This is a genomic window from Shewanella psychrophila, assembly GCF_002005305.1.
Taxonomy (GTDB): Bacteria; Pseudomonadota; Gammaproteobacteria; order Enterobacterales; family Shewanellaceae; genus Shewanella; species Shewanella psychrophila.
Genome location: NZ_CP014782.1, coordinates 319,548 through 338,245, shown reverse-complemented (window position 1 = coordinate 338,245; position 18,698 = coordinate 319,548). Strand labels below are relative to the sequence as shown.

At 45.1% G+C, this 18,698-nt stretch carries 19 protein-coding genes; 9 read left to right on the top strand and 10 right to left on the bottom strand.

The window, feature by feature from the left end:
• Positions 1-169 precede the first annotated feature (169 nt).
• Positions 170-1,588 (bottom strand): DUF4145 domain-containing protein, encoded by a 1,419-nt coding sequence (locus tag sps_RS01520; protein ID WP_149027202.1) that lies wholly within the window; start codon positions 1,586-1,588, stop codon positions 170-172.
• A gap of 43 nt (positions 1,589-1,631) precedes the next feature.
• Entirely contained in the window at positions 1,632-2,348 is a 717-nt protein-coding gene (locus tag sps_RS01515) for a hypothetical protein (protein ID WP_077750873.1), read from the bottom strand.
• 180 nt (positions 2,349-2,528) lie between these two features.
• Between sps_RS01515 and sps_RS01510 the strand changes: the two genes are divergently transcribed.
• Together sps_RS01510 and sps_RS01505 are read left to right on the top strand one after the other, a co-directional pair.
• On the top strand, positions 2,529-3,047 hold the full coding sequence (locus sps_RS01510; protein ID WP_077750872.1) for a DUF2780 domain-containing protein: 519 nt from the start codon (positions 2,529-2,531) through the stop codon (positions 3,045-3,047).
• A gap of 130 nt (positions 3,048-3,177) precedes the next feature.
• Positions 3,178-3,630, top strand: coding sequence for a tellurite resistance TerB family protein (locus tag sps_RS01505; RefSeq protein WP_077750871.1), 453 nt, complete (start codon positions 3,178-3,180; stop codon positions 3,628-3,630).
• A gap of 65 nt (positions 3,631-3,695) precedes the next feature.
• Here the strand turns inward: sps_RS01505 and sps_RS01500 are convergent, their stop codons facing one another.
• Both sps_RS01500 and yjeH read right to left on the bottom strand, forming a co-directional pair.
• Positions 3,696-4,520: an HDOD domain-containing protein gene (locus tag sps_RS01500; protein WP_077750870.1), complete on the bottom strand. Its 825-nt coding sequence runs from the start codon at positions 4,518-4,520 to the stop codon at positions 3,696-3,698.
• A 108-nt stretch (positions 4,521-4,628) separates the two neighbouring features.
• On the bottom strand, positions 4,629-5,894 hold the full coding sequence (yjeH, locus tag sps_RS01495) for an L-methionine/branched-chain amino acid transporter (RefSeq protein WP_077750869.1): 1,266 nt from the start codon (positions 5,892-5,894) through the stop codon (positions 4,629-4,631).
• Positions 5,895-6,195: 301 nt separating this feature from the next.
• Between yjeH and sps_RS01490 the strand changes: the two genes are divergently transcribed.
• The 5 genes from sps_RS01490 (at position 6,196) to menE (ending at position 11,821) form a co-directional block, all read left to right on the top strand.
• Positions 6,196-6,636 carry an Lrp/AsnC family transcriptional regulator gene (locus sps_RS01490; protein WP_077750868.1) on the top strand — a complete coding sequence of 147 codons (441 nt, stop codon included), beginning with the start codon at positions 6,196-6,198 and terminating at the stop codon, positions 6,634-6,636.
• A gap of 130 nt (positions 6,637-6,766) precedes the next feature.
• Entirely contained in the window at positions 6,767-8,476 is a 1,710-nt protein-coding gene (gene menD / locus sps_RS01485; protein WP_077750867.1) for a 2-succinyl-5-enolpyruvyl-6-hydroxy-3-cyclohexene-1-carboxylic-acid synthase, read from the top strand.
• Positions 8,476-9,258: a 2-succinyl-6-hydroxy-2,4-cyclohexadiene-1-carboxylate synthase gene (menH, locus tag sps_RS01480; RefSeq protein ID WP_077750866.1), complete on the top strand. Its 783-nt coding sequence runs from the start codon at positions 8,476-8,478 to the stop codon at positions 9,256-9,258. Before menD ends, menH begins: the two co-directional genes overlap by 1 nt.
• On the top strand, positions 9,255-10,322 hold the full coding sequence (menC, locus tag sps_RS01475; protein WP_077750865.1) for an o-succinylbenzoate synthase: 1,068 nt from the start codon (positions 9,255-9,257) through the stop codon (positions 10,320-10,322). Before menH ends, menC begins: the two co-directional genes overlap by 4 nt.
• Before the next feature lie 14 nt (positions 10,323-10,336).
• Entirely contained in the window at positions 10,337-11,821 is a 1,485-nt protein-coding gene (menE, locus tag sps_RS01470; protein WP_077750864.1) for an o-succinylbenzoate--CoA ligase, read from the top strand.
• An 84-nt stretch (positions 11,822-11,905) separates the two neighbouring features.
• Here the strand turns inward: menE and rpoH are convergent, their stop codons facing one another.
• The 4 genes from rpoH to ftsY form a co-directional block, all read right to left on the bottom strand.
• On the bottom strand, positions 11,906-12,766 hold the full coding sequence (gene rpoH / locus sps_RS01465) for an RNA polymerase sigma factor RpoH (protein ID WP_077750863.1): 861 nt from the start codon (positions 12,764-12,766) through the stop codon (positions 11,906-11,908).
• A gap of 463 nt (positions 12,767-13,229) precedes the next feature.
• Entirely contained in the window at positions 13,230-14,195 is a 966-nt protein-coding gene (ftsX, locus tag sps_RS01460) for a permease-like cell division protein FtsX (protein ID WP_077750862.1), read from the bottom strand.
• 35 nt (positions 14,196-14,230) lie between these two features.
• Complete coding sequence (ftsE, locus tag sps_RS01455) at positions 14,231-14,926, bottom strand: cell division ATP-binding protein FtsE (RefSeq protein WP_077750861.1); 696 nt, start codon at positions 14,924-14,926, stop codon at positions 14,231-14,233.
• A 45-nt stretch (positions 14,927-14,971) separates the two neighbouring features.
• Positions 14,972-16,582, bottom strand: coding sequence for a signal recognition particle-docking protein FtsY (gene ftsY / locus sps_RS01450; protein ID WP_077750860.1), 1,611 nt, complete (start codon positions 16,580-16,582; stop codon positions 14,972-14,974).
• Between the two features lie 383 nt (positions 16,583-16,965).
• Here ftsY and rsmD point away from each other — a divergent pair, with 383 nt between their 5' ends.
• Both rsmD and sps_RS01440 read left to right on the top strand, forming a co-directional pair.
• Positions 16,966-17,547, top strand: coding sequence for a 16S rRNA (guanine(966)-N(2))-methyltransferase RsmD (gene rsmD / locus sps_RS01445; RefSeq protein WP_179948391.1), 582 nt, complete (start codon positions 16,966-16,968; stop codon positions 17,545-17,547).
• A gap of 99 nt (positions 17,548-17,646) precedes the next feature.
• Positions 17,647-17,940 (top strand): DUF1145 domain-containing protein, encoded by a 294-nt coding sequence (locus sps_RS01440; protein WP_077750858.1) that lies wholly within the window; start codon positions 17,647-17,649, stop codon positions 17,938-17,940.
• 25 nt (positions 17,941-17,965) lie between these two features.
• Here the strand turns inward: sps_RS01440 and sps_RS01435 are convergent, their stop codons facing one another.
• Together sps_RS01435 and sps_RS27955 are read right to left on the bottom strand one after the other, a co-directional pair.
• Complete coding sequence (locus sps_RS01435; protein WP_077750857.1) at positions 17,966-18,289, bottom strand: hypothetical protein; 324 nt, start codon at positions 18,287-18,289, stop codon at positions 17,966-17,968.
• A gap of 58 nt (positions 18,290-18,347) precedes the next feature.
• A complete protein-coding gene (locus sps_RS27955; protein ID WP_149027201.1) occupies positions 18,348-18,542 on the bottom strand; it encodes a hypothetical protein in 195 nt (64 codons plus the stop codon).
• Positions 18,543-18,698: the final 156 nt, after the last annotated feature.

The following is an 18,698-nucleotide window of genomic DNA, read 5'->3' as shown; positions in this document are numbered from 1 at the left end:
TGTTGTCTTTCATCTGCATGTGTCAGCAATTGAATACCCTCTTAACTTGAATAACATAAATGTAACACATTGCATATTGTATGCAACTAACCAGTTGTGCATAATTCCTATTTCAATTTCTCGAGATCATAAACAAGGAAGATTTATTGGGGATGATTCTTATAGAAAATTAGTCAGAAAGCAGTTCTTTCGCTCTTTTCAGGGTGGCTAACTCTTCGGTTTTTGTTGCAACAGAAAGCACATTTTCAACCTGTTGTAACAGAGAGTCCCATAATGGCACTATGACCGAAAGCTCCTCATCATTCGCCCGCTCTCTGGCTAACTTAAGCAGAGCAGAAGAGCCTACCACGTCAATTTTATTTAGCATCCCATCAGCTAACGCTATGCTGAGCTCAATCATGGCGGGGACGCTATGACCGTACCTAATAACTTCTCTGAGATAAGACTCCGCCAACGCCAACTGGGCACTTGTAGAGCCATCATCATTGAGTATGGTCTGAGCACGAGAGAACATGGCATCGAGCTGCCCTTGCTCAGCCGCCTCTTTCATCCAATGGTCACTGGACAACAGATCGATTTCTGTGCCTTCTCCTTTTGCTAACATCAGAGCGAGATGATATTGAGCATGGGGAAAGCCAGCCTTAGCGGCTTGAGAGATAAAGTAATTAGCCTGAAGAAGATCACCTTGCTGATAAAACAACACACCTAAGTTTGCCATCGCTTCCGCTTGATCCAAATCGGCAGCACCTTGTAGATGCTCTTGGGCTTTATCGAGATCTATGGCGACAGTTTCACTGCCTACCAGATAGAAATAGCCTAACAAGGCCATGGCATTAGCCACACCTGCCTCGGCAGAAACAGCGATCGCCTTCTCTCCAGCTACCACGTCGGCCTCACCGTTATAGCCGTGTATTAAGGCGACACCATGCTCATGCATAGCGTCCATATTCCGATCGGCAGCCAGCGAAAACCAATATTGAGCCTTGGCTAAGTTGTCAGTGGAAGAGTTTAATTGAACAGCCTCTGCATCATTGAGAGTCTCGAGTGCCAGCTCTTGTTCTTGCTGCATCAAGGCGCGGGTCTTGAGTGACATTCCTACAAGATACTGAGCTTCAGCCTCTCCCTGCATCACGGCTCTATAACAGAGATCCCGTCCAACCAGTAAGTCAAACGCCTCAAATTTATACTTAGGCAGCGGCTTACCCGTTACTTGCTTAAATAAAGATTCGATGAGTTTTAATAAGTTCTCTATGGATTTTTCACTGAGCTGCTGTAACTGTTCGGCTGTCAGATGATATTTTTCCGGGTGGGCTCCACGATTACCGTCACCCCGTAAGCGATGCAAGGTCCTGGTAATACGTACATCGATGACACGCTTACTGTTAAGGGTTTCTATTCTGTCATATAAATTTGGACCCGCGAACTTAACTCCTTTGGAGTCAGCTAGCAGATCCGTTAATTTATGGGTAAGGCTACGAAGCAGCAGCAATGCCTGGGTTGGCACATCTTTTACATAGCTCTTAGCTATACCGTAATCATGACCTAACTCGGCAGAAAATTGAGTCACTAAGTCTACATCAGTAAGCACAGTACAACTCCATATACCTAGGCCCTAAATATTAAGCCCTAGCTTAAACTTCTTCATCTACCTTGTTAGGGCGTGAAACCATATATAAACGGAACAGCGCAACATTGACGAATAGGCCTATAAAAGCAATAAAAACCTCGACGATTAGCTGAACAGGGAAGCCTAATGATTGAACCAGAGCAGAAATTGAACCTCCCACCAGAGACAGAGGTATGTACAACATGAGTACCATCAAGGTCTTAAACGCTATGGGACTACTAAATTTAAAACTTGCCTTAATCGCTTCGAACGGCGTTAACCGCTCGACGACAACCATAAAGTTCACATAGGCGAGTCTTGCAAAGATATAGATACTCATGGTGAGCCCGATTAGCCATAAAGGACCGAAGGCTGCAAAAATCATCACAGGGGCGAGAATCGCTAAGCCTGAAAATACACCGGCGAGTAGTAGGCCAGGAACGAAATTCAAACTGGTCTTCAATATCAGCGCAGTACTGGCCTCATGACCTTGTGAGCGGAGCTCTAAGAAGATAGTTAAGGCAGCGATCAATAATGAAAACACCAGTAACAAGGCCATCATGGCCGCCATGTGAGAGGCACCAAACTGAGGGTTCTCTAAATCGGCTCCCCTGATCTCCATGCCCAGCCACAACTGAATACCAACCTGAACAAATAAAATAGGCACAGTCAATGCGGCTAACTGGCTAATATGATTACGAAAGAAGTTATAGGCTTCTGTTAATATCGCAGACAATGACATGGGTGTTTCCAATAGATAATTAAAAAAGCAGAATAAGGCAGCTAGGATACCGAAATTTGATATTTATTGCACCGATGAAATATCACAATACAGAGCTGAAACCGTAAAATAGATGCAATGTTATTGTTAAAAAAGATAGAATGATTGCAACAACCAAATTAAATAACCATTGGAATAAAAATGAAACTATCAGCTGTGATCGGCCTACTACTCGCGAGCACGACATTAAGCACACCAGCGACTGCTGGTTGGTTTGATGACCTCTTTTCAGCAGAAAAAGAAAAACCACAAGTAGTGCAACCTCAAAGCGATGACCTTGTAGGCAGTGTCATGTCTCAGCTAGGACTCAACAAGTCCCAAGCAGAGGGTGGGTTAGGGAGTCTGCTATCTCTGGCCAAATCTACACTAGGCGGTGATGACTTCTCCTCTATCGCCGATGCTATACCAGGTATAGATGGCCTACTATCTGCGGCTCCAGCCCTAGACAACGAATCAGGTATGTCTGGTTTATTGGCAAAAGCAGGTGATCTGGGCAGCTCGCTTCAAGGCGGTGCTCAGGTTTACGATGCCTTCGAAAAACTTGGCATATCGAAGGAACTCGCAGCTCCTATGGTCGATATAGTTAAAGGTTATTTAGATAGCAATGCTGGAGAGGGTACGACGGATATGCTTATGAAAGGCTTAGGTGCTATTCTTTAAGCCTGTCTCTGACGCAGAAAAGATAGATGAAATAAGATTCATTATTGAATTAAGTTTACAAGTGAACTCTTATTTCATCTTCTACTCTAATCCTTTATGCTGAACTCACTTCGAATCGACAGGGTCTTTCATGTTAGCCAAATTAAAACAATTTCTAACGTCACACTCACAAGCAGCTACACCGGAAGAGAAAGCACGCCAATTAAACCTAGCCGCTGTGAGTTTACTGCTCGAAGTTGTCTTTGCCGATGAGACCTTGAGTGAAGAAGAAGCCAGAATGCTGCCACAGCTGATGACTAAGGCTCTATCTCTTACACAAGCAGAAGCTGAAGAGTTAATCTATGAAGCCAAGAAGATACAAGGTGACTCAATATCTCTCTATGAATTTACCAAGGAGATAAATGAACAGTGCGACGTCGAGCAAAAACAAAAGTTGATATTGGCCATGTGGAAATTAGCCTATGCCGACGGTCAATTGTGCCAGTATGAAGATCAAATAATTCGTAGAACTGCAGACTTACTCTATCTGAAACACAGCGAACTAATACAGATGCGTAATATCGCCATAGAAAGTCAGACTTAACTTTAAAAAAGAGCCAATAGCCTTTGAGCTTGTGCTCGAATAAACTCATTCAGATGTTCTAAAGCTTAAGTCAATTGCTTAGCAATATCGAAGCCCTTGCCTCTCAATCCCAGTATCTTATCCTGTAACCCTCCCACCTCCATTTTCAAGCCAACTGCCGTTGCTTGCTGGGATAGCCAACAGGTTCTCTCATTTTTATCAACCTGATCCCACTCATCTAGCACCATACGAGATAGTGCTAATAAAGCAGCCTGCTTAGAGAAAGGCTCGGCTTTATATGGATGATTTTGATACTTTATCCCCTCAACAAGCTCGGGAGAAAACTTCCAGTTCTTTGCCAGTAATGCGGCGACTTCTGCCGACTCGTACCCAAAAATCTCTTGCTCGATGAGTGATTTTTTATCCCCATCAGTTGCAAGTTCACGAACTTTCAACGATTTATCAGGCTCTATGGTAGCAATTAACAAATCGCCTATATCGTGTAATATGCCACAGGTAAATGCCATATCCGGGGCTGCACCACATCGCTTAGCCATCTCTTGTCCATACAGGGATACCTCAAAGGTCCGCCCCCAAAACACTCCCAAATCGATACCAGCAATACTAGGTACGGCGCCAATTACTGCCGATGCTATCACTAAGGTTCTTAAGGTTTGCATACCTAGACGAACCACAGCTTCATCGATCGAGCCTACCTCCCTACTACGACCATAATGCGCTGAATTGACTAAACGTAAAATCCGGGCACTAACGAGGGGATCGTGTGAGATTTTTTCTGTGATCTCTGCCACCGAGGCATCATCATTATTAACCAGATCGATTAGCTCGCTGACCGCCTTAGGTAAGCGAGGTAACTCATCAATGTGGCTGAGTAATGCAGCTGAATCCATTCTGTATCTCCATAAATTCTTTAACTTAGAGTTAAAAATATAGGACAGAAAATCCAAATATGCTCAGGTTTATCTCCCATTGAATTCCATTAATTTAAGAATCAGTAACTAAGCTGTTTGAAGCAGTTGTTTGCGTGAGAGATGATTCTTCTGCCACCATAAGATAGGGGCGACTACTAAGGTCATGAGCCCCGCATAGAGCATGCTCCAACCCAAGGCGAAGCCAAGCATAATACAAAACAAGCTACCCATCGCCACCAAAGGTAAGTAACGCTTACTCAAAAGCTTAGCTGCAGCAAGCATAGCCATCAGATAGATGATGACAAACACACCATTGGTCCATGCGATGAGGTGTTCAAGTTCCTGCCCCGAAACATAGGTTAAGACTATGACTAATGCCATGGCGAATAACACCGCAAACAGCGATCTGACTGGAACCTGATGACGGTTGAGCGAAGAAAAGTATCTAGGAAGAATACCCTCACAACTAAAACTCCACACCAAGCGAGAAACGCTGGCGGTATACACATTTACAGTCGCTAATCCCCCAGCGATTCCTAAGATACCAATCACTTGTGCCCCATAACCTCCGAGCAGGTTATCGAAGCTTGTCACCATGGCTAAGCCTGTCCCGGTCTCGACTTGGGTCAGTAGCAAGAGTCCTGTACAAGCGATATAAACGACACCCACTAAGACAATACCTATCATCATGGCTGGGATCATGTCTTTCTTAGGATCTTTGAAGTCATTTGCCAAGTGAGTCATAGCTTCTATCCCTAAGAAACTCCAGAAAGCGATACCCGCAGCCGCCATGATTAAACCAGCATCACTGGTTGTCCCTAAGGATATCGACTCCAGCTTATGCAGATTCAACCCACCAGCTCCAAACATCAAGACTACAACACTAACAATGGCAATTGTCAGTACAAATTGCAGCTTAGCCGAGACATGTATGCCTCTGAAATTAAGAAAAAAGAGCACGATTAACAAGCCCAATTGCATAACAACCTGACTCCAGCCCGATATGGGCACCATGGCATCAACAAATTGAAATGTCATTAAGATAGCGGCGAGGGCACCTAGTGGGACAACCAAGAGAAAAATCAATCCTATGGTTCTCCCCGCCGTCCGACCAAATGCCTTCTCGACAAAATATGCTGGTCCCGCTGCATGGGGAAAAGCCCCTGCTAATCGACCAAATACCAGTGCGACAGGAATGATTGCAAGTGTTAGTAACAGCCATGCAATTAAGGCGTCATTACCCGCTGTCGCTATTGTCATCTGAGGCAAGATAAACACTCCAGTACCTAATAACGTAGTTGCCATCAAGCCCGCACCCTGCCACCGCCCAATTGTTCCCTTAACCTGATCCATCTGCCTGTCCTTATCCTGCTATATCCGCCTCATACCATTTGATGACTATCTCGCTGAGAGAACCATCAAAACGTTGGTATAAGCTTCATATAATTATTGAGTTGAATTTTTATTAAGTGTCTTTCTTACTCCCATAATTATGGGAATCTTCATCGTTAGTATAAACTTAGGTCACGATACAAACTGCCGTATTCAAGAAGCGAATCTAAGCAATGTACCGACAAAATGTCTGTGAGGACTTTAATATCCGACAGATAGTTGGCAAGAGATAATACCGAGCATATGTGATCAGGAGAATTAGGTGGATCAATTAGACAAATTCGATAAGGCGATCATTGCCGCATTGAGAGAAAATGCCAGACAGAGCATTTCCCATATGTCCGAGGCGGTGAGTTTGTCTCGTTCTGCCGTCTCCGAGAGAATCAAAAAGCTCGAGCACACAGGTATCATACGTGGCTATCAGGTACTACTTAGCGAATCTCAAAAAGAAGGCGTCTCAGCCTACTTCGAGATCCAGCACAAGTGCCCACGTTGTGCCGATGTCGTTCATGTTTTCCATGCCATTCCTGAGGTAATCACCTGCCGGGGCATAACTGGAGATATGGATCTCTTAGTCTATGTGAGGGCCCCTTCGATGAAACGCCTTCATGAGATCAGAGAGTTTATCGACGCCCAGACCGATATCATCAAAATAAAAACCCATGTGGTCATGAGTGAGTGGATAGATAACCGGGGCGAATAAGTTAATTTCACATATAGAGTTCATTGACCACGAACGAGGAAGCTAACTAATGCATAAACTATGTGCTTTAGCTTAGAAATCCCCCCTACTTCACGATAGACTAGCGATATCTATTTTATGGTAATTATCTATGCAGATCGAAAAGACAGCAGAACTCAATTTGTTATGGGGCACTCTGATGCTAGAAGAGCTTGCACGCCTTGGCGTACAACATGTATGTATGGCACCTGGCTCGCGTTCTACACCGTTAACCTTGGCTGCCGCTAAACAAACAAAGTTGAAACAACATCTGCATTTTGATGAGCGAGGACTGGGATTTCTTGCGTTAGGTTTAGCCAAAGCAAGCCAAGCCCCTGTGGCAATCATCACCACATCGGGCACGGCCGTAGCTAACCTTTATCCAGCGATAATTGAAGCCTGGTTGACCCATGTCCCTCTCATCGTGCTATCAGGAGATAGACCCCCTGAGCTCATCGACTGCGGTGCCAATCAAGCTATAGTACAGCCTGCGATTTTTTCTCAATATGCTAAACAGATAAATCTGCCTACACCGGATCTCGCAATTCGCCCCGAATCCCTTCTCGCAACTCTAGATGAAGCCATTAGCAATCAGAGCCAACCCGTGCACATCAACTGCATGTATCGGGAGCCTTTGTACCCTTCTACTATGAGTGCCAATTTTACCGAATATCTGAGCACCTTAGGTACCTGGCAACATACCAGCCAGTCCTATGTTCAATATGGCAAGGTTAAACAGCAGAGTATACCGAGTCAGGATGCTCTGGCACGCTTCGTTCATGGCAAGGGAGTGATCATTGCCGGCACCTTGTCACCTCAAGAATCTCCTGAAGCCCTGATCTTATTATCACAGAAACTTGGCTGGCCACTGCTCACTGATGCTCAGTCACAACTTAGACAACACCCAGGCGTTGTAGGTAACATAGATCAACTATTACATCACCCTAAGGCCAAGGCCCTGTTGCAACAAGCCGAACGTGTCTTAGTCTTCGGTGGACGTTTTATATCGAAACGATTAATCAGTTATCTTGCCGAGCAAAAGTGGAAGAGCTACTGGCAAGTACTACCGACACAGATGAGACTAGATCCCAGCCATAGCACAAAGCAAGTTTGGCAGTGTGAGCTGCAAACATTTGCCTCACTACAGTGGCCCAGATCTTCTGAAGTCAACTGGGCTCTGCAACTCACTCAAGTTAATGACAATCTGGAAACTCTGTTCCAACACCAGATAGACAATGGTGAATTTGGCGAAGCCATGGTGGTTCGTCGCATTGCCAAGGCACAAGATACATCGCAGCAGCTATTTATTGGCAACAGCTTACCCGTGCGCCTCTATGATATGTTTGCCCCTATGACACCTGAGCATGGCGCGACTTACACTAACCGTGGAGCATCGGGCATAGATGGCCTCTTGGCAACGGCTTGTGGTATCGCCAAACATAGCAAGATACCAACAACTTTAGTCATAGGGGATATCTCCCAGTTGCACGACCTTAACTCTCTTGCCCTAGCACGCACCATGAACACAGCTTTTGTTTTGGTGATCTTAAACAATGATGGCGGCAACATCTTTAACTTATTACCAGTCCCCGATGAGAAGTTAAGAAACGATTATTACCGACTCTCTCATGGTTTGGAGTTTGGTTATGGCGCAGCCATGTTTGGTATAGCCTACAACCAAGTGGATGATATCGAGGGCTTCGATGAAGCCTATCAGGATGCTATTGGATTCGATGGTCCCTCTGTTATCGAAGTGACTGTAGCGCAAGAGCAGGCCAGCGCACAGATAGCGAAAATCACCTCCTGGGTCAAACAGAGCTAATGCTAGCCTTAACTTGTCATGGTGATAAAGCTAATCCGGCTCTGGTTATGATCCATGGTTTCTTGGGGAGTGGAGCCGATTGGACACCTCTTCTACCAGAGCTAACTAGGTATTTTTATTGCATCTGCATCGACTTGCCGGGACACGGAAACAGCCCCGCACTCTCACTCGACACCCCAGGGTTTTATCGGGTGGCCGCTGAAATTCATCAATCCATATCGGCTCTGCACATAAACATGTACCATCTTCTAGGATACTCACTCGGTGGTCGTATCTCGCTGCATATCGCCCGACAAAACAGCGAGCAGATCCTCAGCTTACATATGGAGTCCTCTCACCCTGGACTCACCACAGCCAGTGATAAAGAAGTCAGACTCAGAAACGATAAGATGTGGAACTCCAGACTCACCAGCCTGAATTTGAATGAATTCCTCAATGCTTGGTACCAGCAGGGCGTGTTTTCCGAGCTATCTGTGGTAGCACGGCAAGCCTTGGTTGAAAAGCGCAGTAAAAATAGTGCCCAGGCGCTGCAGTCGATCTATCTGGCCACTTCACTCGCAGTGCAGGAAGATCTATCTCAGTTACCCAATCAAATTTCAGCTCCCTGCCATTACTACGTAGGCAAAGATGATAGTAAGTTTTTAGCCCTCGCTCTGAATTGGCAGGATCAGTCATCCTTAACTGTGCATCAGTTCGATCGAGCCGGGCACAATATTCACTTAGCGGCTGCGAATAAATTTTGTCAGCAGCTGATATTACAACTCACAGAGACACCTCAATGATCATCTCCTCTGCCCAGCTGTTTTCTTACCAGATCCCTCTGAATAAACTCCTTCCTGTAGGGAAGCAACGTATCGAACTACGCAGCGGACTCGTATTCAGACTCCAAGTGAGTGAGAATCCCCAAGCTGAGGTCACATCAGGCTTACGAACCGAATTGGTTGAAATAAGTCCATTATCGGGCCAGGATATCGATCGTCATCCCTTGATGGGCTTCAGTCAGGAAAGTCTGGATGATGTCAGCCAACAGCTAGCAGAAAGGCTCGAATCGCTCATAGGTAAGCCCCTAATCCATCTGTTGGATCTCGCCGAAGAGACCCAATATCCATCACTCGCATTCGGCTTGAGTCTGCTCTATTCCAAGCTCATCGGCCAGCTCGATGACAACGGCCTATCGCTTCAGAATACTAGAGTCGTTCCGCTTATCTATCGCGAGGAAGATGAGTCCATTAGCACCTTACAAGACCGAATCCGTTCCCTGCCAAAGGATATACGTTCGGTTAAGATAAAAGTCGCCCAGACCTCAATGGAAGAGGAGATCAAGCTTGTTCATCAGGTATTAGCCATAAGGCCCGATCTAAAGCTAAGACTCGATGCCAATCGGGGTCTCACCTTAGAGCAGGCCATCGACTTTGCCGCCTGCCTACCTATCGATGCCATCGAGTACATAGAAGAGCCTTGTATCGACCATAATGACAACCCAAACTTCTATCGAGCCATCGGCATGCCCTGGGCATTAGATGAGACACTCAACGACCCTAAATTCAAGTTTGAAATGCAGCCAGGTCTCACTGCACTCGTTATCAAACCTATGCTTATCGGCACCTTAGAGAAAATACAAAAATTACAATATGACGCCGACCATTATGGCGTACGTACCATAATAAGCTCCAGCCTAGAGGCCAGCCTGGGGATTGAGTCTTTAGCCAGATTAAATCAGGTCATGTCGCCGGATGAGATACCCGGGCTCGATACCTTGAGTGCATTTAGCGCCGATCTGATCATCGACTCCGGCAAGGCTAATTGCCTTAGCTTTAATGATCTCACCTTAATGAAATCTGCCTAGGTAAAGGAGGTCCCTTGCAACAAGCCCTTATTATCTCTCCCCTGCATCAGACGGCGAAAACTCATCCACAAACGATAGCGATACGCCAGCCCAGTAAGGGGGTCAGCGTAACACTCAGCTATTTAGAGCTGAGTCAGAGGGTCATGATACTCGGTGAGCAGCTTGAGGCCTCAGGTTTAAAAAGAGGAGACAGGCTCGCCTGTATTGACAGTAACTCCGTCGAATTAATCATGCTTTACTGGGCCTGTATTGACCAAGGCATACTCTTCTGCCCACTCTCACCACGCTTTCCATCTGCACAGATAACCCAGCTAGTGGAGAGATATGCATTAAGCCATGTCTGGGCGGGAAAGGTTCATCGGGACTTATTGACTCAGGGACCAGCTCATAAAACGATCTCCTTAGATTTTAGCCTGAAGAGCTATCCGCATGTAACCAAAGCGACACCAGCCCAACTCTATCCACCTCAACCCGTCAGAGTCGATTCCAAGCTAGCTGCCAACATCATTCTCACCTCGGGCAGCAGTGGTATACCTAAGGCCGCGTTGCACTGTCTCAATAACCATATTGTAAATGCTGAGGGCTCCCGCAGCTTCATTCCTCTTGAGCCTGGCGATAGCTGGCTGCTAACCTTGCCAGTGTTTCATATTGGTGGCCTAGCAATCATAAACCGCTGTGCCTTAGCTGGCGCATCGGTCGTATTACAAGATAGAGAGACAAAACTCTCGAAGCAATTAACCAGAGATAATATCACCCATCTTTCATTAGTATCGACTCAGCTGATCAGGATACTGAATCAAGATGCCAATAGTCTTAAACAGGTTAAAGCGCTACTCCTCGGTGGCGGGGCAATACCTTCAAATCTCTTAGACCAATTGGCAGCACTGAATATACGCAGCTTCACCAGTTATGGTATGACAGAGATGGGCTCTCAGATCACCACAGGTATTGCCAATAAAGACGGTAGTTGCGGTCATCTATTACCGGGCCGAGAACTTAAGATCCAAGATAACAAGATCTATGTCAGGGGCGAGTCACTCTTCTTGGGCTACCTCAAGCCTCATTCTCACTCCCTATCTCTTACAAGAAGTGAAAAGCAGTTAACATTGTCATTGGATCCGGATGGTTGGTTCTTTACCAAAGACAGAGGTTATTGGAACAAAGAAGGAAACCTATGCATCTTAGGCCGCTGTGACAACATGTTTATTTCAGGTGGAGAGAACATCCAACCCGAAGAGATAGAGAAGATACTTAAGCAACACCCAGATATTGAAGAGGCTATCGTATTTCCTCTAGCCAATGAGGAGTTTGGCTACTTGCCAGTCGCAATTATCAAGGGACATCTCCCAGAGCAAAGTGAACTTGATACGTTAGTCTGCAGTCAAGCTGCTCGCTTTAAACGCCCTCGAAAATATTATCATTGGCCAGAGGTCGAGCAAACGAGTTTGAAAGTATCCCGAAAACAGATAATTGAGGCGGTTTTAGGTCCTAGCGCCTAGGAACTAGGCTATCGGCATAAATGTTCCAGACATAAAAAAACCTGCCGCGGCAGGTTTTAATTTACTCTTTTAGGCTAGCAAGCTTTACGCTTCCATTCGGCCCTTGAGCTTGTTCATGGCATTTTTCTCAAGCTGTCTGATACGTTCGGCAGAAACCTGATAGGTTGCAGCTAGCTCTTGCAACGTTGTCTTATCTTCATTCAACCAACGGGCCTGAAGAATGTGTTGGCTACGCTCATCAAGGGTCTTGATAGCAGCCAAAAGGCGAGTTTGATTGTTGGCTTCTAAGTTATCAGTTTCGACTTGGCTCGCAAGATCTGAAGAGTGATCTTCAAGGTACAGAGCCGGAGCATAATCCTGAATGTCATCGTCACTATCACTGGCAAGGTCGAACGCAGGGTCTTGAGCCGCCATACGTGACTCCATTTCAGTCACATCGGACTTAGATACGCCCAAATTCTCAGCAACCATACCAACTTCAGCATCACTAAACCAACCAAGACGCTTCTTAGCCTTACGGAGGTTGAAGAACAGCTTACGTTGAGCCTTAGTGGTAGCCACTTTCACTATGCGCCAGTTTTTAAGCACATACTCATGAATTTCAGCTTTGATCCAATGAACGGCAAAAGAGACCAAGCGAACCCCAACATTAGGATCGAAACGCTTAACCGCCTTCATCAAACCAATATTGCCTTCTTGAATAAGATCAGCCTGAGGCAAACCGTAACCGGCATACCCCTTAGCAACATGAACAACGAAACGAAGATGGGACATAATCAGCTGCTTTGCTGCTTGTATATCACCTGTTTCCTGTAAACGCTTAGCTAACTCATACTCCTGCTCGGCTTCCAACATAGAGATGTTGTGCGCCGAATGGACATAAGCTTCTAGGCTACCGCTACCATGGGGAACCACAAGTGCCATTGTTTGCGTTTGATCAGTCATTCACGCTCCTATTCTTTCTAAATTTACTCGTCTAACAAATACAGCTAACAGTACATTCATCGATACACAAGACAGAGTGTAGCACCGACTTATTTCAACAAGATGAAAGTATTTGTTGCGGCTTGCCCTCTGTTAAATACCGAGGTAAAAAAGGGCAGGACGGAGAACTATCGGTGATCTGACAACTTATGTCAACACACCTGAGATGAAATAATTGCTACTAACTTATCTCTTTTTCCGACTTCTTTCCGAAAGCCTTTTGCTTACTAACTTCAAAGTGGACCTTCAAAGTTTTTAAAGACTATTTTAAAAACAGTTTTACCATGGTTCATTTTCGCCTCAAATGAATAGACAAGGCAAGTGAAGATTAGTTCATATAGCTCATACTTGTTACTGAAAGCTAAAAGGCTAGAAGCCTTAAAGCTGGATTCTGAAATTAATTCAGCATGAGGTTCAAGCCTAATTATGAAGGCTCAATCGCTCTCAGGTGGTGGCGAACAGAGAGATATGACCCCAGCCAACCTAAGAAAGAGGCAAGCCCTACTAGCTGACCAAGCTCCACCAATGACAGAGATTGCATCTGCAGTTTGCTCCCATATAAGCCCAATAATTCAGCCAATGCATTGTCGAGATACAAGACCAGAAGATTGATAATTATCCAAGCTAAGATGCCACCTATGATGCCATACCAGATCCCTGTATACAGAAATGGTCTCTGAATAAAGGCCTCTGTTGCACCTACTAGCTTCATCACTTCAATCTCAGTACGGCGATTAATAATAGCCAAACGTATGGTATTGCCTATCACGAGTACAACGGCCAACACTAATAAGGCCGCAATCGCTAACACAGTACGCTCGAGTAACTTAACTACAGCCTGTAATCTCTCCAACCACTCTATATCGAGTCGGCCAAAACTCACTTCAGGCTCCAGCTCTAATTTCTTGAGTAACTCTCGAGCACCTGTAGGACTCGAATATCTGAGACTCGGCGTCACAGTCACCACCGCCGGCAGTGGATTTGTATCTAAATAAGCAAGAGCTTCCCCGAATCCTGACAGAGTCTGAAACTCTTCGAGAGCCTGATCGCGATTGATATAATTCACTTCGCTGACTTCAGGGTACACCTTAATTCGGGTTATTAAGCTCTGAATGGTTCTCTCGCTGCGGGCATCGTCGACAAATAACGATATCTCGGCTGCGCTATTCCAGGATTGGGTTATCGTCTCGGCATTTTTAACTAAAACTTGAAGCGCAGCAGGCAGACTTAAGCTCACCCCCAACACAGCCATAGTCATGACAGAGGAGACAGGATTCCGCCAAAGCTCACCCATACTCCCCATTGCATGCTGTATATGGCGAATGAAGAACATCACAATACGGCCGGAGATAGGTAACTTGCTTCTGGTTAGCTGAGGCTTCTTGCTCATGTCATTCCCTGTGTGCCATTAGACATCATATTAATTTAAACGGTAAATGGACTTGCCGGAGCAGAAGTAAGCTCCTCCCCTCCTAACACTCGACCTTGCTTTAGGGTCAAGGTGCGATATTTCATTCTCGCTATCAGGCCTAAGTCGTGTGTCGCGATCAACACAGTAGTACCTGAGTCATTAAAGGTCTCGAATAAGCGCAGAATATCCATAGATAACTTAGGATCTAGGTTACCCGTTGGTTCATCGGCTAATAACAAGGGCGGCTTGTTTACAATAGCCCGCGCTATACCAACCCTTTGCTGCTCACCACCAGAAAGCATAATAGGGTGATGGCGCTCTTTACCATAGAGACCGACCATATCCAACGCCGCTAATACACGCTTTTTAATCTCGCCATGGGAAAAGCCTTCGATCACTAATGGGAGAGCGACATTATCGAAAACACTCTTCTCCATCAACAGGTGATGATTCTGAAAAATCATACCGATATCTCGCCTAAGAAACGGTACATCCTTTCGAGACAAGTTGGCAATATTATGTCCATTAATGAACACTCGGCCAGCATTAGCACGCTCAATTACAGTGATTAATTTAAGCAAGGTACTCTTACCGGCACCCGAGTGACCAGTTAAGAATGCCATCTCACCTCTTTGAAGATGAAAGTTAACATCAGTTAAGGCTTTCTGCCCACCCGGATAAACTTTACTAACCTGCTCAAATTGGATCATCTGTTTCTCATTTCCCTCTGAAAAGTGCCCTGGGTATTGAATAAATTATTTCTGCTCTTCACTATCTTGGGTAAAGAGCGCATCGATAAAGTCTTTTGCATCGAAAGTACGTAAATCATCTATCTGCTCACCGACACCAATATGACGTATAGGAATGCCGAACTTATCGGCAATGGCAAAGATAACTCCGCCTTTCGCCGTACCGTCCAGCTTAGTAATCGTAATACCCGTCACACCAACAGCCTTCTTGAAAAGATCTGCCTGACTAATCGCATTTTGCCCTGTGCCCGCATCTAAGGTCAACATCACCTCATGAGGGGCATTTTCATCTAATTTCTTCATCACCCGCACGACTTTCTTCAGTTCGTCCATCAGATGCGCTTTATTCTGTAAACGACCTGCCGTATCGGCAATCAATACATCGATGTTGCGAGCTCGAGCCGCCTGAAGTGCATCAAACAACACAGAAGCACTATCGGCTCCAGTATGCTGTGCCACTACTGGAATATCGTTTCTCTGCCCCCAAACCTGCAACTGCTCTACGGCTGCAGCACGGAAAGTATCGCCTGCTGCTAACATAACCGATTTACCCTCGGCCTGATATTGTTTGGCAAGTTTACCTATGGTTGTTGTCTTACCTACACCATTGACACCGACCATCAAGATAACGAAGGGACCGTCGCCACTATCCGGAACCAGAGGTATAGAGACAGGCTCTAAGGTTTTCTGCATCTCTTCGCGCAGTAGTTCATAGAGGGCCTCACCGTCTTTAAGCTGCTTACGGCTCGCTTGCTCGGTCAAACTTTTGATCAGGCGAGTAGTAGTCTCGACACCGACATCGGCGATCAGTAACTGCTCTTCGAGTTCTTCAAAAAGATCATCATCGATCTTCTTGCCCTTAAACAGACCCACAAAGCCACTACCAATATTCTCACTGGTACGTTTTAAACCTCGCTTCAAGCGGGCAAAGAAGCCTTCTTTAACGGGTTTTTCCTGTGGCTCGGGCTGCTTCTCAGCTTCTTTTTCTGCTGTGGCTTCAAGAGCCTCAGCTTCTCTCAAAGCAAGAGCTTCGGCTTCTTTTAAATCTAGTGCCTCAGCTTCCTGTCTAGCCTTTTCTAATTCAGCCTCTACAGCAAGGCGTGCCTGTTCAGCCGCTTCTTTTTCTACAAGCGCCGCGGCCTCTTTCTCAGCAAGAGCTTCGGCTTCTTGTCTGGCAAGAGCTTCAGCCTTTTTTAAAGCAAGAGTCTCAGCTTCTCTTAAATCAAGAGCTTCAGCTTCCTGTCTAGCCCTTTCTGCTTCAGCCTCTACAGCAAGGCGTGCCTGTTCAGCCGCTTCTTTTTCTACAAGCGCCGCAGCCTCTTTCTCAGCAAGAGCTTCGGCTTCTTGTCTAGCTAGAGCCTCAGCTTCAGCTTCTCTTAATGCAAGAGCCTCAGCTTCTTTTTCAGCAAGTGCCTCAGCTTCAAGTCTCGATTTCTCGGCTTGAGCCTCAGTGGTTAAACGTTCCTGTTCAGCCGCTTCTTTCTCGACGAGAGCCAGAGCCTCGGCTTCTTTGATAGCCAGCTCTTCTACTGTATCTGCAACTTCTACCTCTGGAGCTTCGACTTCATCTTTTGATTTATCTTTGCGAAACCAGGAAAAAAAACCTTTCTTTGCCATGTTTTATACCAGTGCTCTACTAACGGACTTAACTTTTAAACTGGATGGACTACCAAGTCTATTGATGTCAAAGCTCACGAAATCATCCAATCATGTATTTGTTTATCTTTATCTGATGTCTATATGCTGCTTATCTATAGCTCAGCAGTAAATAATCATTCAAATAATTACTTTATCGATGCCATACAGACAAACTAATTTAGGACCACATTATAACCACAAGAAAGGGGTAAATACGCAGAGAAACAAGCCTTTTCCAGCAATAACCTCAGGTTTTCACCATTTCAACTATCTTTGGGGTAAAATAACTGCCTTTCATTGGGCGAAATAGTCTACCACTTTCTCCCTTAAGACCAAAAATAGCTAAGCAGATGGGTAAAGAAATGGCGAGAAATAGACCTTCCAGTGGCCAAGTTAGAATCATCGCGGGCCAATGGCGATCGAGACGTCTGCCTATTCATGATCTTGAAGGCTTAAGGCCCACAACTGATAGAGTCAGGGAGACGCTCTTTAACTGGCTTGCAGGTGATCTGACTGGCGCTCGAATACTCGATTGCTTCGGCGGAAGTGGCGCGCTCTGTTTCGAGTCCCTCTCTCGCTACGCAAGCTATGCCAAGGTTTTCGAACTCCAGTCGAGTGCGGCAGAGCAACTAAAACAGAACTTAAGATCCCTCAAGTGTGACTCATCGATGGCCGATGTCATCAAGGGTGATACTCTTAAATTGTTGGAAATTGAGCCCCTCGAAGGCTTCGACATCGTCTATATCGATCCCCCATTTAGAAAAGATCTCGCCGAGAAAAGTATTCAGTTGATCGCTGAACATAACTGGCTCAAAGAAAATGCTCAGATTTATGTAGAGACAGAAAGCGAGCTGGAAAACCTAAGCGTACCGTCTGACTGGGTACAGTTAAAAGAGAAGAAAGCGGGTCAAGTTATCTATCGCCTGTATCAATATCAGCCTTAAAGACTTTTAGAGCTACGAGCTACGAGCTACGAGCTACGAGCTACGAGCTACGCAGATTAGCGCTGCAATTTGCGATTAAAAAAGTATCTTAAGAGAAAAATGACGTTTATTAACTTTTTTATCATACCGGGTAAGGCTATCACCCTCTTTGCCTGGTTATTGATGACCTATAATTTAATTCAGCCCTTCGAAGGCAACCTCGCCGTGATCCTGTATATTTTATTTGCTGTAACCCTGTTTATGCACGGATTTCAGGTTGTCATCTTCCATACTCTATTCAAATCTCAGCTAACGCTGCGCAAAAGCGATTATCTAAACGTATTCGCCTTCGGCATATTTAGCCTATTAAGCTATCGACAACAGACCCTTTTGTCAGTTAACAAAGGTAAATAACTTTCAGTCAAACTTTTGGTAGTTCCTAGCCATTTCCATACGGAAAAACACCTTCATCAAATTGATTTATAAAGAGAAAAAGCATAATCAAACCAATAATTAGCATTACTATGAGATAAATCAGTGCTTCTGCTTTATCGTGAAGTTTTATTATATCTCCATTAATAGATCGCGCATGATTTAATTCCTCACGTAATTTTTTAATTCGCTCTCTAGCTTCAACTAAGCACTCTTTAACCTCTCTTGTAAGGACCTCTTTGGATCTGTCAATATCTTGTATTGCCGCACCATGTTCTGCTGAAATTTGAGTTTTTTGTTTATCCCATTCCTGCTGAATCGTCGCCCTCATGCGCCAGACAAAGAAAATCGCAGCCGCTAGTAATAAACTCAGAAAGCCTAACCAGAGATCAACAGAACGCTTGCTTTACACTGTCTTTAATAATCTGCACAGCATTGTCGGCATCAATTTTTTGTTGAATTTGAGCAAGCTGGTTACTGACATCACCAACCTTGTTATCGATCCCATGGGTATATTCTTCGAATACCAGCTGCTGCTCAGCAGTAAAAATAGCGGACGAACTTGGAGTATCTGCACTCGCCAAAGTAGATACGAAAATAAGCAGGTTGCTAAAATAAAATGATATCTAGTGCGGAGAATACTCATAACGACGATCAATGGTTAAATGATGCAGCCTTTAAATCAGTAATAAACTGAAAATAAAAGATTTTTATTGTGACCAGTAAAAATACAACACCGT